We start from the raw sequence: 15,385 nt of genomic DNA, 5'->3' as shown, positions 1-15,385 counted from the left end.
GTCCGCCCACGACGGCTCCGATCGAGCGGGTGATGCGGCCGGCGCTCGGCGGCCGGGACACGTCTTCGAGGGATGTCGATGACTGACAACACGTTGAGCAGATTTCACGTCAGGGCGCAGGACCAACCCGTCGTCGACCAGGGCGACGCCGGGAACGAGTCGTGGATGAGCGCCGGTGGTGACCCGCGCGATCGGGGACGGCTGGTCGAACTCGTGTCGGAGCAGCTCGTCGGGTCCGAGCGCCTGATGGTCGGTCTGGCCTGGCTGAGCCCTGGCGAGGTGCACCTGCTCCACCATCACCCGCACGCCGACGAGTGGTACTACATCATCCGGGGATCGGCGCAGTTCACCATCGGCGACGAGGTCATCCGCGGTGAGCCCGGTTCGGCTCTGTGGATCCCGAGGGCGGTGCCGCACCGGATCCACAACGACCGTCCGCGGGAGACGCTCGAATTCCTGTGGGGCTTCGACCGCCCGCGTCTGGACTCGGTCGGGATCGTCTGGGACGAGTAGACCTCGAGACGTCAGCGCGAGGTCGCTCGATGGGCACCGGTTTCCGCCGGTCACAGGCGGACAGCCGGACCGCAGCCTCGACGGGCGAACATGCTGGTCAGGGGCGTAAAGTCGCGGTCGGAACGGGTGCCCCCGGTGGGATTCGAACCCACACCGGTAACCCTTTTAAGGGGCTTGCCTCTGCCGTTGGGCTACGGGGGCGCCACGCCAGCGTAGCCAGTGGGAGGTCGACGATGGCGCACACCGAGAAGGTGGATCTGCGCGGCGCCGCCGCGACCCTGCTGATGACCCTCTACATGCGACGTCTCGACGCGCGTTCCCGCAGTCCGATCCTCGGTGACGCCTACGCCGGCGAGGTCTACGACCGCATCGAGCACGACGTCCACGGCCTCTGGCAGTTCGCGGGCGACGCCGCCACCATCGCCTGCCGGTCCGCCGTGCTGGACGGCTGGACCCGGGACTTCCTCCGGACCGAGTCGCACGGCCAGGTGCTGCACCTGGGCTGCGGGCTGGACAGCCGTCCGCTGCGGGTGGCGGTGCCGCCGACCGTCCGCTGGCTCGACGTCGACCAGCCCGAGGTGATCGACATCCGGCGACGGCTGTACTCGTTCCCCGCGCACGTCGAGCAGGTTCCCGGCTCGGTCACCGACGAGGGCTGGTGGGGCGCGGTCGATCCGGGCCGGCCGACCCTGGCCATCGCCGAGGGCCTGTTCATGTACCTGCGGCCGGCGGCGGTGCACGCCACGGTCGATCGGATCGTCAGTGGGACGCCGCGGGCCGCGCTGGCCTTCGACGCCGTCTCCCCGTGGACGGCGAGCGTGTCCCGATGGACCCCCACGTTCAGGGCGTTGGGCACCGGGTTCCACTGGTCCTGGAACCCCGCCGACTTCGCACACCGGCACAACACACTGCGCGAGCTCGACGACGTCTCGATCATCGACGAGCTCACGATCCGGCATCCTCGGGTGTGGCTGCGCCCGCTGCTGTCCACGGCCGGACACCTGCCGATGCTGCAGGACGCGATGCGCCTGCACCGCTTCATCACCCGCTGAGAGAGAAGGACCCCCGACCGTGTCAGCTCTGCAGACTGCCGCCAGACCGTTCAACGCCGTCATCGACGCCCTGCTGCGTTCCCCGCGGCTGCGTGGACTCGTGCAGGGCCGGATGACGATCCTGACCTACACCGGACGCCGGTCCGGGCAGGAGTTCAGCCTCCCCGTCGCCTACCAGCAGGACGGCCCGGACCGGGTGCTGATCCAGATCGCACTGGCCGACCGGAAGTCGTGGTGGCGCAACTTCACCGGCGACGGGCACCCGCTCACCGTCCGGTTGGACGGCCGCGACCGGACAGGGCACGGGGTGGCGCGCCGCGAGGGCGGACAGGTGACCGTCGGCATCTCCCTCGACGGGTAAGCAGAGCAAAGCGACCGACGACACTCCTGCGACCTGCGACGACGCCGCCGGTCGGCGTTGGCTAGCGCGCTGCGGGCGAGAGCCCACCGGCCCGGGCTGCGTCGGCCAGCACCCGCTCCAGCATGTCCGGGGTCAGGCGTCCGGTGAAGGTGTTCTGCTGGCTCACGTGGTAGCAGCCGAACAGCTCCAGCGGCGCGCGCCGCGGACCGGCGGGCCGCAGCGTCACCGACGCCCCGTGGCCGAACCGCGGCCGCGGGCGCGGGATCTCCCAGCCGGCGCCGGCGAGCACCGGCAACAGCGCCTGCCAGCCGAAACCACCCAGCACCATGATCGACCGGACGGTCGGTGCGAGCAGGTCCAGCTCCTGTTCCAGCCAGGTCCGGCAGGTGTCGCGTTCGGCGGGGGTCGGCTTGTTCGCCGGCGGCGCGCAGTGCACCGGCGCGGTGATCCGGACGCCGTACAGTTCCAACCCGTCGCCCGCATGCGTCGCGGTGGGCTGCGAGGCCAGGCCGACCGCGTGCATCGCGGCGTAGAGCACGTCGCCACTGCGGTCACCGGTGAACATCCGGCCGGTGCGGTTGGCGCCGTGCGCGGCCGGCGCGAGCCCGACGATCAGCATCGCCGCGTCGGCCGGGCCGAACCCGGGCACCGGGCGGCCCCAGTAGGTCTGCCCGCGGAACGCGGCCCGCTTCTCCGCGGCCACCTGCTCGCGCCATTCGACCAGGCGCGGGCAGGCCCGGCACTCGGAGATCTGCCGGTCCAGCAGCGCCAGGTTCATGCGATCGAACGCGCGATGCCGTCCAGGATGTCGTGCTCGGAGACGACGACCCGGTCGATCCCGGCGCGCGCGTGCAGCTCGTCGGCGAGCGCCTGCACGACCAGCGACCCGGCGCCGATCACGTCGACCCGGCCCGGGTGCAGTGCGCCGTGCTTCCCGCGCTCCGCGCGCGGCGCGTGGATGAGCAGATCGGCGACCCGGTGCAGCTCGTCGCGCGAGAGCGTCGACAGGTGCACCGCCTCCGGGTCGTAGCGCGGCAGGTCCTGGGCGATCCCGGACAGCGTGGTGATGGTCCCGGCGACGCCGACCCAGGTCCGGGCACCCTCGACCGGCACCGACGCGAACGCCTCGGCGAGCACCTCGGCGGCGACCTCGCGGGCCTGCGCCACCTCGGCGGGCGACGGCGGGTCCGATGGCAGGCAGCGCTCGGTCAGCCGCACCGATCCCATGTCCACCGACCGGGCAGCGGTCACCTCGGCGACACCGTCGCGCAGCGCCCCCACGACGACCTCGGTGGAGCCGCCGCCGACGTCGGTCACCACGAACGGCCCGTCGTCCGGGTCGAGATCGCCGACCGCACCGACGAACGACAGCCGCGCCTCCTCGTCCCCGGTGATGATCTCCGCCTCGACCCCGAGGGTGTCGCGCACCATCGCGAAGAAGTCCTCGCGGTTGGCCGCGTCGCGGGTCGCCGAGGTGGCGACCATCCGGACCCGCTCGGCACCCTTGCGGCGGGCCGCGGCGGCGTAGTCGACGAGTGCGACCCTGGTCCGCTCCAGGGCCTCCGGATCGAGCCGGCCGGTCGCGTCGACGCCCTTCCCGAGCCGCACGATCCGCATCTCCCGGTGCAGGTCACGGAGCTCCTTGGCGCCGTCGAACGCCTCGGTGACGTCCGCGACGAGCAGACGGATCGAGTTGGTCCCGCAGTCGATGGCGGCCACCCGTGACATCGGCACTCCCTGAGCTGGACGACCGGTCGCCGCCACCGTACGCGGAAGCCTGGAGGCGGACCCGCCGGTCAAGTTACCCTCGGGTAGTGACGACGACGCACACCCGGCCGGAGACGCCGGCACCCGTGTCCGATCTCGGCACCCACGAGGTCACCAACCAGGTCCCGCCGCGCCCGGACGGCGACCTGCTCGGCACCGACCCGGCGCTGGTCGAGGCGCTGACCCGGGAGGGTGGCGACCTGGACCGGCTGACCGGGCTGGCCGCCGTCGTCGGCTCCGAGGTGCACCGCGAGCACGCCAGGGCGGCCAACGCGCACGAGCCCGAGTTGCGTACGCACGACCGCACCGGGCACCGGATCGACGAGGTCGGCTTCCACCCGTCGTGGCACGAGCTGATGCGGGTCAGCATCGAGCACGGCCTCGCCGCCGCCCCGTGGGCGGCCGCGCCCGGCACCGGCGCGCACGTCACCCGCGCCGCCGGGTTCGCGCTGACCTCGCAGGTCGAGCAGGGCCACCTGTGCCCGGTCTCGATGACCTACGCCTCTGTCCCGGCGCTGCGGCACGCCCCGGAGCTCGCGGCCGCCTACGAGCCGGGACTGACCGCGCTCGCCTACGCCCCGGGGCTCGCCGTCCCGGCCGGCAAGCCGGGCCTGCTCGCCGGAATGTCGATGACCGAGAAGCAGGGCGGCTCCGACGTCCGTTCCGGCACCACCGTCGCCGCGCCGCAGCCGGACGGCAGCTACCGGCTGACCGGGCACAAGTGGTTCACCTCGGCGCCGATGAACGACCTGTTCCTCACCCTGGCCCAGGCGCCCGGCGGACTGACCTGCCTGGTCCTGCCGCGGGTCCTGCCCGACGGCACGCGCAACGCGATCCGGCTGCAGCGGCTCAAGGACAAGCTGGGCAACCGGTCGAACGCGTCGTCCGAGATCGAGTACTCCGGCGCGGTGGGCTGGCGGGTCGGCGAGGAGGGCCGCGGCGTCCGGACGATCATCGAGATGGTCTCGATGACCCGGCTGGACTGTGTGCTCGGCGCCACCGGCACGCAGCGGGCCGCGGTCGTCGAGGCCGCGCACCACGCCGCGCACCGCAGCGCGTTCGGCGCCCGGCTGATCGATCAGCCGCTGATGCGCGAGGTGCTCGCCGAGCTGGCCGCCGAGACCGAGGCCGCCACCGTGCTGGCGATGCGGCTGGCCGGCGCGGTCGACCGCGGCGAGACGGCGCTGCTGCGGCTCGCGCTGCCGGTGTCGAAGTACCTGGTCTGCAAGCGCACCTCGGCGGTCGTCGCGGAGGCGCTGGAGTGCCTGGGCGGCAACGGCTACGTCGAGGAGTCCGACCTGCCCCGGCTGTACCGGGAGGCACCGCTCAACTCGATCTGGGAGGGCGCGGGCAACGTCACCGCACTCGACGCGCTGCGCGCGATCACCCGCGAGCCGGACGCCGTCGACGCACTGCTGACCGAGATCGATCTGGCCGCCGGGCAGGACCCGCGGCTGGACGCGACGACCGCCGCGCTGCGCACCGAGCTGGCCGCACCGCAGGAACGCCGGGCCCGGCGCCTCGCCGAGCTGGCCGCACTCGCGTTGCAGGGCTCGCTGCTCGTCCGGCACGCCCCGACCGCGGTCGCGGACACGTTCCTCGCGACCCGGCTCGACGCCGACGGGCCGCTCCGCACGGCCGGATCCCGGCCGGGAGGGAGCGCCGTGGACGTCGTGCTGCAGCGGGCGACGCCGGCGCTCCAGGAGTCCTGAGAGGGCCCGATCACATCAGGTCCGGCCGGGCTGTTCGCCTGTTAACTTCGGTTTGCCTACCCTCATGAACCGGAGTCGCCCCGTGCCCGTGCTCTGCCCACCCGCCCCCCGATCGGTCCTGCACATCGCGGGCGCTCCCCCGATCGCGCTGCACCGGACCGGATGGCCGGCCATCGTGAGCGAGCTCGACCGGCGCGGGTTCCTCCTCGGCAGCGCCGTCGCCGCAGCCGCCGCGATGACCGGCTGCTCGACGACGAGCGGTCCGACCGGTCCGGCGATGATCGACTTCAGCTACCAGGGCGTCGAGACCCGGATCCCGGCCGAGCCGACCCGGGTCGCGGTCGTCGAAGGCCGCGGGGACCTGGAGTTCGCGCTCGTCACCGGCTATCCGGTCGTCGCCAGCGGGTTCTACTTCGGCCGCGACGGTGCGCTGCTCGACGAGCTGTCCGAGTTCGATCTCGATGCCGTCCAGGAAATCCGGTTCAGCACCCAGAAGCCGGACCTCGAGCAGCTCGCGGCGATCGCGCCGGACCTGATCGTGATGCGGGCCAACGCATACCAGCAGGACTTCTACGGCAACGACCTGCTCGCCCGGATCGCCCCGATCCTCGCGGTCCAGGCCGGTCGGCCGCAGTGGGTCGAGGACATCACCGGGCAGGCGGCCGGTCTGCAGCGGGAGGACCGCGGGCAGAGCGAGATCGAGCGCTACGAGGCGCTCGTCGCCGAGGCCCGCCGAGCACTCGGCGACATCCCCGACCGGCTCACCCTGACCATGGGCACCGCCCTGGACACCGGCGGCATGTACGTGTGGGCGAACCTGCTCGCGAACCGGGTCGCGGCCGATCTCGGATTCACCCAGCCGCACTACGACCCGTCCGCCGAGGAGCCGTACTTCGAGGTCGGCGGTGAAGAGCTCGGCACCGCCGCGAACGCCGACGTCCTGTTCGTCCAGAGCCTGGACGACCGTCCCGCGCTGCAGGAGTCCCCGCTGTTCCGGGCTCAGCCCGCCGTGCTCGCGAACCGGGTGTTCGATCTCGACGCCACCCTGAACAACGGGCTCGGCCGCGCCGCCTGCGGGGTCGTCCGCCGGATCCGGACCGCGCTCGCCGGTGACGCGGCAGCCACCGGTGGCTGAGCCGGACGCGCCGCGCCGGGCGGCCCGCAACCTGCGCACCGAGCACCGGCTCTACCGGGCCACCGTGTCCGGTGCCGAGCAGGTGTCGCCGCACCTGCGGCGGATCACGCTGGTGGCCCCGGAGTTCGCCGATCTCGATCCGCTCGGCCCCGACGAGTTCTTCGGCCTGCTATTGCCCGCCGCGGGGCGGCCGCTCACGCTGCCCTGTTCGGGGGACGACATCCGCTCGGCGCTGGCCGGGCTTTCCGAGCCGGACCGTCCGGCGTTGCGCTGGTACACGCTGCGCCGTCACCGCCCGGCCGAGTCGGCCGTCGACATCGACTTCGTGGTGCACGGCGACGAGGGCCCCGGCAGCCGCTGGGCGCTCGACGCCCGCGCCGGTGACGTCATCGGCGTCCGGGAGTCCGGCGCTCCCTACCTGCTCCCGCCCGATGCTCGCAGCCAGGTGCTGATCGGCGACGAGACGGCACTGCCCGCCCTCGCCCGCATCCTGGAGTCCGCGCCGGCGGTCGGCACCGTCGCCCTGGTCGAGGTCCCCGACCTCGACGACGCCGTCGATCTCACCGACGGCCCGATCCGGGTCGCGCGGGGCGGGCAGGCACCCGGGGCCGCCCTGATCCCGGTGCTGGAGGATGCGGCGCTCCCGGACCCGATCGACTACGCCTGGGTCTGCGGCGAAGCCGATCTCGTACGACGCGCCCGCCGGCACCTGGTCGAGGAGCGCGGCGTCCCGAAGGAACGGATCATGTTCTCCGGGTACTGGCGCCTGGGCCAGGCCCGCGGCTGATCAGCGGGCGCAGTCCGCGCCCCGCCACCAGTCGCCCAGCTCGTCGAGCGCCTCGTCGCCGAACGGGTTGATCCCGGATCCGGCGGCGAGCGCGTGCGCAACGTGCACGTGCAGGCACTTCACCCGGTCCGGCATGCCGCCCGCGGTGACGTCCGGGTGGGTTGCCAGCGGCTCGATCGCGTCCCGCTCGGCGAGGTAACGCTCGTGCGCGAACCGGTAGCGCTCGGCGAGCTCCGGATCGTCGGCGAGCCGGGCCTCCATCTCCTTCATCCGGCCTTCCGCCTCCAGCGTCCCGATCCGGGACGCCAGCCGCGGGCAGGTCAGGTAGTAGAGCGTCGGGAACGGGGTGCCGTCGGGCAGCCGCGGGGCGGTCTGCACGACCGCGGGATGCCCGGACGGGCAGCGGTAGGCGACCGCGAGGATCCCGCGCGGTACCCGCCCGAGCTGCTGGGCGACGGCGTCGAGATCCTCCGGCGACGGCGGACCGGTCTCGAGTCCGGGCGCGCGGGTGACGGGATCGGGCTGCGAACTCACCGCGTCATCGTCGCGGTTCGCCCGTGACGTCGTTCCACAGGGTGGTGAACCACGGGACACCGGGCTCGGCCTGCCCGTCGTCGACGACCGGCTCCGGCGGCGCCGGGAACTGCACGATGTACGGGGTCTCCCCCGGTTGCACCATCCCCAGCCTGGTCCTGGCCTCGGCCTCGACCTCGGCCGGATCGGACAGCCGGGACCGGTCCGCCGACAGCCGGTCGACCTCGGCCTCCAGCGCCTGCTGCTGGTCGGAGACCGCCGCCAGCTCCTGGCGCTGGGCGACGTAGTTGTGCAGCGGGACGGCGACGGTCAGTGCGAGCGCACAGACCACGATCGCCAGGATCGCGGCCCGCTTCGTCGACGACAGCCCGAGCATGCCGGTCGTCCGCGCGACGACCTCACCGGCCTTCGACCGCGCCCTGGTCAATCGCGGGCGGGACGGCGGCGGGCCGGCCGGGCGGGACCGCTCGGTGCCCTTCCGTGCGCCCGACGGCGAGGTCCGGGGCTTGGCCGGGGCCCGGCCGGTCCCGGAGGCGCGCGCCCGGGCGTCACGGCCGCGGTTGCGCGTGTCTGCCACTGCGTCCCCCTCCCCCGAGCCGGTGCCGCTGCGTGTTCGCCGCCCCAGGATGCCGCCCGATCGGGCGTCGGTCCGGGTGCCGCGCCGAGACGATCCGGCGCGGCATCCGGATCACCCGGTCAGCCCTGGCCGGGCACCTGGTAGCGCGGGAACGCCAGCTCGCCGTTGTAGCGGGCGGCATCGCCGAGCAGCTCCTCGATGCGCAGGAGCTGGTTGTACTTGGCGACCCGCTCGGACCGGGCCGGGGCGCCGGTCTTGATCTGGCCACAGCCGGTGGCGACCGCGAGATCGGCGATCGTCACGTCCTCGGTCTCGCCGGAGCGGTGGCTCATCATGCAGCGGTAGCCCGCGTTGTGCGCCATCGTCACCGCGTCGAGGGTCTCGGACAGCGTGCCGATCTGGTTCACCTTCACCAGCAGCGCGTTCGCGGCGCCGCGGCCGATGCCGTCCTCCAGCCGCTCCGGGTTGGTGACGAACAGGTCGTCGCCGACCAGCTGCACCTTGTCGCCGATCGCCTCGGTCAGCGCGACCCAGCCGTCCCAGTCGTTCTCGTCGAGCGGGTCCTCGATGGACACCAGCGGGTAGGCGTCGACCAGCTCGGCCCACACCTCGGCGAGCTTGTCGGAGGAGACCTTCTTGCCCTCGAAGGAGTACTTGCCGCCCTCGTGGAACTCGGTGGCCGCGACGTCGAGCGCCAGCACGACGTCGGTCCCCAGGGTGTAGCCGGCCCGCTGCACGGCCGCCGCGATCAGGTCGAGCGCGCCGCGGGTGCCGCCCTTGACGTCGGGCGCGAAGCCGCCCTCGTCGCCCAGCCCGGTCGAGAGGCCCTTGTCCTTCAGCTCCGACTTCAGCGCGTGGTAGACCTCGGTCCCCCAGCGCAGCGACTCGCGGAAGGTCTCCGCGCCGATCGGCGCGACCATGAACTCCTGCACGTCGACGGAGGTGTCGGCGTGCGCTCCCCCGTTGAGGATGTTCATCATCGGCACCGGCAGCACGTGCGCGTTCGAGCCGCCCACGTAGCGGAACAGCTCCAGCCCGGACGACTCGGCGCCGGCCTTCGCGACCGCCAGCGAGACGCCCAGCAGCGCGTTCGCCCCGAACTTCGACTTGTCCGGGGTGCCGTCGAGATCCACCAGGCGCTGGTCGACCAGGCGCTGGTCGACCGCCTCGACCCCGACCAGCTCGGGCCCGATCTCGTCCAGGACCGCCGCCACGGCCTTCTCCACACCCTTGCCGCCGTAGCGCTTCGGGTCCCCGTCACGCAGCTCCACGGCCTCGTGCTCACCGGTCGAGGCGCCCGACGGAACCGCGGCACGTGCCAGCGTGCCGTCGTCCAGCGCGACCTCGACCTCCACCGTCGGGTTACCCCGCGAGTCGAGGATCTCGCGTGCTCCGACCTGCTCGATGACCGCCACCGTCACTCCTATCACGCATCGCCGGTCGTGTTCGGCGCCAGCGTAGTCACAGCCGCATGGCGCGCGGGGGACGCTTACGTCACGCTGCCGGCACCCACCCCGTGTCAACCCCTCGCTTCGAACGTGGATCACACCTAACGTGGGAGTGACCATGAGCAGTCCACGCACGAACTCCACGGACCCGGTGGCCGCGTTCCGCCGGGCCGACGAGCTGCTCTCCCGGCGCCGTCCGCTGGAGGCCCTGGAGGCACTGCGTTCGGTACTCGATCCGGCCGGCTCGCCGGATGCGTCGGTGCATCTGCTCGCCGGCCGCGCCTACCTGGACTCGGCGCAGCTCTTGAAGGCCGAGCAGTCGTTCCTGCGGGTGATCGAGATCGACCCGGCCGATCACTACGCGCGCTTCGCGCTCGGCAAGACACTGCAGCGGCAGGGCCGGCTCGGCGAGGCCGAGACGTCGCTGAAGATGGCATCGGCAATGGACCCGCGGCCGGAGTACCAGGAGGCACTGGGCGAGGTCAGGGCCCGGATCGCGGTCGTCTCCGACCGGCCGTGATCCAGCACTGACCGTTCGGGCACAAGGTCCTGACCTGGTCCGAAGCGGACTCCGAGGCCTCAGGGGATCTTCCGGGAGGAAGGGCTCGCGACCCTTCGGTAGCTGTCAAGTCAACTGAGACAGTTGATCTTACTGAGTTGGCTGTAGGACGGGTTGATTGATCCACGCCTGCTCGGGCAGGCGCGGCGGGCTGGGCCGGCGACTGAATCGCTCGGGATACTGGGCGTGTGCGCGGTCGAGGACGGTCTGACGCTGAGCCCGGACCTCGGTCGCGGTGTCGAAGTGGATCGACGCCGGGGTGTGCATGCCGATGCCGGAGTGCCGATGCTCGTGGTTGTAGTGCTCGAAGAACCGCTCGCAGAACGCGCGGGCATCAGCGAGCGAGCCGAACCGGTCCGGGAAGTCCGGCACGTACTTCAGCGTCTTGAACTGCGCCTCGGAGAACGGGTTGTCATTCGAGCACTGCGGCCGGGAATGTGACCGGCAGATACCGAGATCGACCATCAGCTCCGATACCGGTTTCGAGGTCATCGACCCGCCCCGGTCGGCATGAATCGTCTGCGGGATGACGTGGTTGCGGGCGACTGCGTCGGCGAGGAAATCCTTCGCCACGACGGCATCCTCAGCGTTCGCGGCGAGCCATCCGACTACGTAGCGGGAGAAGATGTCGAGCACCACATACAGCTTGTACCACTCGCCCTTCCGCGGGCCCTTCAGCGCGGTGATGTCCCACGACCACACCTCGCTCGGGCCATGAGCGACCAGCTCCGGGCGCACCCGCGGCGGATGCGTGGCCTGGGCGCGCCGTTCCCGGTTCTGACCCGCTGCGCGGGCGATCCGGTACATGCTCGACTGCGAGCACCACCACCGGCCCTCGTCGAGCTCCCGGGCCCACACCTGCGGAATGGCCAGATCCCGGTAGTCCTCGGAGTTCAGCAGCGCGAGCACGGCGGCACGCTCGTCGTCGGTGATCGTCGAGGGCGGGAGCCGGCGCGCACGGTGCGGGCCGTGCAGCGGCCCGAGCGTCACCCCCGCCGGGTCGGCGCGGCGGTAGTGCGTGGCCCGCGACCGACCGGTCAACGCGCACGCCGCCTTGATCGACACCTCAGCGGCGCGCAACTCGGTGAACGCGCCGTTCAACGCCGCTTCCGCGGCGCCGGTGGTTCCTGGTCGTCCGCGCTCTCGGACAGCTGCTCCAAGAGCGCGTGCGCTTTTCCCATGATGTCCAACGCGGTCCGCGTCTTCGTCAGGTCGGATTCGAGTTTCGCGTTCCGGGCCCGGAGCCGTTCCAACTCGGCCGCCTCCGCCGACCGCTTCGGACGTTTCGCCGACCGCCTCGAATCGGCTACGCCCTCCAGCGCGCCGACGTCCCGGGCCCGGGTCCACTCGATCACGTGCGACGAATACAGGCCCTCCCGGCGCAGGACCGCGCCCTTCTCACCGTTCGGCGCGTTCTCATACTCCGCGACGATCGCCAGCTTGTATTCCGCGCTGAACGACCTACGCGACGGACGCGGCGACGGACCACCAGCCGACCGCGGACCCGACGACGACGCCGTCGACCCGCTGCTGCCGGCCCCCGCACCGCGACGCTCCTCCGATGACACGAGCACCAGGATCTCCGATCACGCCCTCTACTGTGAACCGCTGACTTCAACCTGTCTCAGGTGATCTTGGCAGAGAGGGCTTTTCCGGAGCGAAACGGTGAGGCTAGCCTCCGCATCGGACAGCGCACCCTGACCTGGTGCCTGTCATCGGTGCCTGCGGTCGGAGGAACATGCTGGGGAACGCCCTCATCGGGCTGCGCGAAGGTCTCGAGGCGTCGCTCGTGGTGGCGATCTTGGTGGCCTTCCTGGTGCGTACCGGCCGACGCGCGGAGCTGCCACGGGTCTGGCTCGGGGTCACCGTCTCCGTCGCCGTCAGCGTCGGGGTCACCCTCGGACTGACGCTGACCCGGCAGGCGCTGACCTTCGAGGCCCAGGAGGCGCTGGGCGGCTCGCTGTCGATCATCGCCGTGGGCTTCGTCACCTGGATGATCTTCTGGATGCGGTCGCACGGCCGGACGCTGTCGGCCGAGCTCGAGGGGCGGCTCGACGCCGCGATCGCGATGGGCCCGTGGGCGGTCGTGCTGATGGCCGCGCTGGCGGTGGGCCGGGAGGGCCTGGAGACGGCGGTGTTCTTCTTCGCCGCGGCACAGGCCGCCGGGGAGACGACCGGGCCGCTGGTCGGCTTCCTGTCCGGGATCGCGGTCGCCGTGCTGCTGGCCTACCTGCTCTACCGCGGCGCACTGCGGATCGATCTCGGCCGGTTCTTCACCGTCACCGGCTTCCTGCTGATCTTCGTCGCCGCCGGGATCCTCGCCTACGGCGTGCACGACCTGCAGGAGGCCGCCATCCTGCCCGGCCTGAACACCCTGGCCTTCGACGTCAGCACCGCCGTCCCCGCCGACTCCTGGTACGGCACGCTGCTGAAGGGGATCTTCAACTTCTCACCGCGGACGACCGTGCTGGAGGCCGTCGTCTGGTCGGTCTACGTCGTGGTCGTGCTGGCGCTGTTCCTGCGCCCGGCCCGCCGCTCCACGAGCACCACCATCTGAGATCCGGGAGAACCATGTCCACCGCCCCACGCACGGCCGCCGGCCTCGCATCCCTCGCCGCAGCCGCCGTGCTGGCCGGCTGCACCTCGACCGCCCCACCCGCGGATTCCGCCGGGCCGATCACGGTGAACGCCACCGACACCGCCTGCGAGGTCTCCGCCGGTACCGCGCCGGCCGGGAACATCACCTTCGCGATCACCAACACCGGCTCGAAGGTCACCGAGTTCTACCTCTACGGCGTCGGCGACCGGATCATGGGCGAGGTCGAGAACATCGGTCCGGGGCTGTCCCGCGACCTGATCGTCGAGGTCCCGGACGGCGGCGGCTACACCACCGCCTGCAAGCCGGGGATGTCCGGCGACGGGATCCGCGCCCCGTTCACCGTCACCGGGAACGCACAACGCGCCACCGACACCGACGCCGAGCTGGCCGCCGCCACCGCCGGCTACACCCGCTACGTGTCCTCGCAGGTCGAGGCCCTGGTGCCGAAGACGGGTGAGTTCGTGGACGCGGTCAAGGCCGGTGACGTCGAGCGGGCCAAGGCACTGTTCCCGGTCTCCCGGACCTACTGGGAGCGGATCGAGCCGGTCGCCGAGTCGTTCGGTGACATCGACCCGAAGATCGACGGCCGGGAGGACGACGAGCGCGATCCCGGCGTCGGATTCACCGGCTACCACCGGCTGGAGAAGGACCTCTGGGTGACCGGTCTGCAGCCGGACTCGCCCGCGGTCGCGGACCAGCTGATGACCGACATCAACGATCTCGCCGCCCGCACGAAGACCGTCGAGCTCACCCCGGTACAGCTGGCCAACGGGGCCAAGGAGCTGCTCGACGAGGTCGCCACCGGCAAGATCACCGGCGAGGAGGACCGCTACTCGCACACCGACCTGTGGGACTTCCAGGCCAATGTGGAGGGATCGCAGGCCGCGGTCGCCGCGCTCCGTCCGGTGATCGACCGGAAGGACCCGGCGCTGGGCCCGCAGCTGGACGAGCGGTTCCAGGCCGTCGACCAGCTGCTGCAGGGCTACCGCGACGGCGACGGCTACGTGCTCTACACCCAGCTCACGCCGGACGACGTGAAGAAGATGACCGCCGCGATCGACGCGCTGTCCGAGCCGGTCAGCAAGGTCGCGGGGACCGTCACCGCATGACCCCCCGGGTCTCCCGGCGGGGACTGTTCGGGCTGGCCGGTGCCGGTGCGGCGCTGGCGGGCGCCGGCGTCGCCGCCGGGTACGGGCTGGACGCGGCAACCTCCCCCGGCCCGTCGGCCACGGTGGAGTTCCGCGGCCCGCACCAGGCCGGGATCGTCACCCCGGCCCAGGACCGGCTGCACTTCGTGGCGCTGGACCTGACCAGCACCGACCGGGGCGCGGTCCGGGATCTGCTGCAACGCTGGACGATCGCCGCCGAGCGGATGACGTCCGGCCGGGAGACCGCCGAGGGCGGCGCGATCCCGGCCAACGCCAACGCCGCCCCGGCCGACACCGGTGAGGCGCTCGGATTGCCTGCGGCGTCGCTCAGCCTGACGTTCGGGGTGGGCCCGTCGCTGTTCACCCGGCTCGGACTCGACGACCGGCGGCCCGCCCCGCTGGCCGACCTGCCGCGCTTCCAGGGTGACCGGCTCGATCCGGCGCGTTCCGGCGGCGACCTGTGCCTGCAGGCCTGCGCGGACGACCCGCAGGTCGCCGTGCACGCGGTACGGAACCTGGTGCGGGACGGCTTCGGGGTGACCGAGGTCCGCTGGTCGCAGCTCGGGTTCGGGCGTACGTCGTCGACCTCGACCGGCCAGGCCACCCCGCGCAACCTGTTCGGGTTCAAGGACGGCACCAACAACCTCAAGGCCGAGGAACCGGAGCTGCTCGACGAACACGTGTGGGTCGGTGACGAGGGCCCGGACTGGCTGCGCGGCGGCTCCTACCTCGTCGCCCGGCGGATCCGGATGCACATCGAGACCTGGGACCGGTCCTCGCTCGACGAGCAGCAGCTCATCGTCGGGCGGGACAAGGGCGAGGGCGCCCCGCTGACCGGGACCGCCGAGTTCGATCCCGCCGACCTGGCCGCGATCGGACCGGGCGGGCCGGTCATCCCGGCCGACGCGCACATCCGGCTCGCCTCGGCCGAGGCGAACGGCGGAGTGCGGATGCTGCGCCGCGGCTACAACTTCGTCGACGGCTCGGACGGCCGCGGGCATCTCGACGCGGGACTGTTCTTCGTCGCGTTCGTCCGGGATCCGCAGCGCCAGTTCGTGCCGATGCAGCGCGCACTCGCCCGTCACGACGCGATGTCGGAGTACCTGGAGCACACCGGTTCTGCGCTGTTCGCGGTGCCGCCCGGCCTGACCGGCCCCGACGAATTCTGGGGCGCGGGCCTGCTCGGCCGGTGA

General features: G+C 72.2%; 17 protein-coding genes and 1 tRNA gene. 10 read left to right on the top strand and 8 right to left on the bottom strand.

Annotated elements, in window-relative coordinates; all coding sequences use genetic code 11:
- The first annotated feature begins 78 nt into the window (after positions 1-78).
- On the top strand, positions 79-513 hold the full coding sequence (locus Pdca_RS05070; RefSeq protein ID WP_158092088.1) for a cupin domain-containing protein: 435 nt from the start codon (positions 79-81) through the stop codon (positions 511-513).
- A 127-nt stretch (positions 514-640) separates the two neighbouring features.
- On the opposite strand, the gene Pdca_RS05065 is transcribed toward Pdca_RS05070, so the two are convergent.
- Positions 641-714, bottom strand: a tRNA-Leu gene (locus tag Pdca_RS05065).
- A 32-nt stretch (positions 715-746) separates the two neighbouring features.
- Here Pdca_RS05065 and Pdca_RS05060 point away from each other — a divergent pair.
- Positions 747-1,565, top strand: coding sequence for a class I SAM-dependent methyltransferase (locus Pdca_RS05060; RefSeq protein WP_085911549.1), 819 nt, complete (start codon positions 747-749; stop codon positions 1,563-1,565).
- A 19-nt stretch (positions 1,566-1,584) separates the two neighbouring features.
- On the top strand, positions 1,585-1,926 hold the full coding sequence (locus Pdca_RS05055; RefSeq protein WP_085911548.1) for a hypothetical protein: 342 nt from the start codon (positions 1,585-1,587) through the stop codon (positions 1,924-1,926).
- 61 nt (positions 1,927-1,987) lie between these two features.
- Here Pdca_RS05055 and Pdca_RS05050 read toward each other — a convergent pair whose 3' ends face one another.
- Both Pdca_RS05050 and Pdca_RS05045 read right to left on the bottom strand, forming a co-directional pair.
- Positions 1,988-2,704, bottom strand: coding sequence for a uracil-DNA glycosylase (locus tag Pdca_RS05050; RefSeq protein ID WP_085911547.1), 717 nt, complete (start codon positions 2,702-2,704; stop codon positions 1,988-1,990).
- Positions 2,701-3,654, bottom strand: coding sequence for a Ppx/GppA phosphatase family protein (locus Pdca_RS05045; protein ID WP_085911762.1), 954 nt, complete (start codon positions 3,652-3,654; stop codon positions 2,701-2,703). Before Pdca_RS05045 ends, Pdca_RS05050 begins: the two co-directional genes overlap by 4 nt.
- A gap of 86 nt (positions 3,655-3,740) precedes the next feature.
- Here Pdca_RS05045 and Pdca_RS05040 point away from each other — a divergent pair, with 86 nt between their 5' ends.
- The 3 genes from Pdca_RS05040 (at position 3,741) to Pdca_RS05030 (ending at position 7,327) form a co-directional block, all read left to right on the top strand.
- Positions 3,741-5,405 (top strand): acyl-CoA dehydrogenase family protein, encoded by a 1,665-nt coding sequence (locus Pdca_RS05040; protein ID WP_197719927.1) that lies wholly within the window; start codon positions 3,741-3,743, stop codon positions 5,403-5,405.
- Between the two features lie 175 nt (positions 5,406-5,580).
- On the top strand, positions 5,581-6,540 hold the full coding sequence (locus Pdca_RS05035) for an ABC transporter substrate-binding protein (RefSeq protein WP_158092087.1): 960 nt from the start codon (positions 5,581-5,583) through the stop codon (positions 6,538-6,540).
- The gene (locus Pdca_RS05030) at positions 6,533-7,327 is read left to right on the top strand and encodes a siderophore-interacting protein (protein ID WP_197719926.1); all 795 of its coding nucleotides are present in this window, start codon (positions 6,533-6,535) and stop codon (positions 7,325-7,327) included. Before Pdca_RS05035 ends, Pdca_RS05030 begins: the two co-directional genes overlap by 8 nt.
- On the opposite strand, the gene Pdca_RS05025 is transcribed toward Pdca_RS05030, so the two are convergent.
- The 3 genes from Pdca_RS05025 to eno all read right to left on the bottom strand — a co-directional run bounded on the left by Pdca_RS05025 (position 7,328) and on the right by eno (position 9,853).
- Positions 7,328-7,861, bottom strand: coding sequence for a DUF501 domain-containing protein (locus Pdca_RS05025; protein WP_085911545.1), 534 nt, complete (start codon positions 7,859-7,861; stop codon positions 7,328-7,330). It abuts the gene before it with no gap.
- A 4-nt stretch (positions 7,862-7,865) separates the two neighbouring features.
- A complete protein-coding gene (locus Pdca_RS36285; RefSeq protein ID WP_197719925.1) occupies positions 7,866-8,438 on the bottom strand; it encodes an FtsB family cell division protein in 573 nt (190 codons plus the stop codon).
- 119 nt (positions 8,439-8,557) lie between these two features.
- The gene (eno, locus tag Pdca_RS05015) at positions 8,558-9,853 is read right to left on the bottom strand and encodes a phosphopyruvate hydratase (protein ID WP_085911758.1); all 1,296 of its coding nucleotides are present in this window, start codon (positions 9,851-9,853) and stop codon (positions 8,558-8,560) included.
- A gap of 151 nt (positions 9,854-10,004) precedes the next feature.
- Here eno and Pdca_RS05010 point away from each other — a divergent pair, with 151 nt between their 5' ends.
- Positions 10,005-10,406, top strand: a complete 402-nt coding sequence (locus Pdca_RS05010) for a tetratricopeptide repeat protein (RefSeq protein ID WP_085911544.1) — start codon at positions 10,005-10,007, stop codon at positions 10,404-10,406.
- A gap of 129 nt (positions 10,407-10,535) precedes the next feature.
- Here Pdca_RS05010 and Pdca_RS05005 read toward each other — a convergent pair whose 3' ends face one another.
- The gene (locus tag Pdca_RS05005) at positions 10,536-11,546 is read right to left on the bottom strand and encodes an IS3 family transposase (protein WP_125911267.1); all 1,011 of its coding nucleotides are present in this window, start codon (positions 11,544-11,546) and stop codon (positions 10,536-10,538) included.
- Positions 11,543-12,019: a transposase gene (locus Pdca_RS35975; protein ID WP_179956585.1), complete on the bottom strand. Its 477-nt coding sequence runs from the start codon at positions 12,017-12,019 to the stop codon at positions 11,543-11,545. The genes Pdca_RS05005 and Pdca_RS35975 overlap by 4 nt, the downstream gene beginning before the upstream one ends.
- Positions 12,020-12,183: 164 nt before the next feature.
- Here Pdca_RS35975 and efeU point away from each other — a divergent pair, with 164 nt between their 5' ends.
- From efeU to efeB, 3 genes are read left to right on the top strand one after another with little or no spacing between them, the layout of a single operon-like run.
- A complete protein-coding gene (gene efeU / locus Pdca_RS04995) occupies positions 12,184-13,002 on the top strand; it encodes an iron uptake transporter permease EfeU (RefSeq protein WP_085914699.1) in 819 nt (272 codons plus the stop codon).
- A gap of 14 nt (positions 13,003-13,016) precedes the next feature.
- Positions 13,017-14,153, top strand: a complete 1,137-nt coding sequence (efeO, locus tag Pdca_RS04990; protein ID WP_085914700.1) for an iron uptake system protein EfeO — start codon at positions 13,017-13,019, stop codon at positions 14,151-14,153.
- Positions 14,150-15,385: an iron uptake transporter deferrochelatase/peroxidase subunit gene (efeB, locus tag Pdca_RS04985; protein WP_085914701.1), complete on the top strand. Its 1,236-nt coding sequence runs from the start codon at positions 14,150-14,152 to the stop codon at positions 15,383-15,385. Before efeO ends, efeB begins: the two co-directional genes overlap by 4 nt.

It is taken from the genome of Pseudonocardia autotrophica (assembly GCF_003945385.1).
Lineage (GTDB): Bacteria > Actinomycetota > Actinomycetes > Mycobacteriales > Pseudonocardiaceae > Pseudonocardia > Pseudonocardia autotrophica.
The sequence above is the reverse complement of the archived record's forward strand: the minus strand, read 5'-3'. Positions and strand labels throughout refer to the sequence as shown.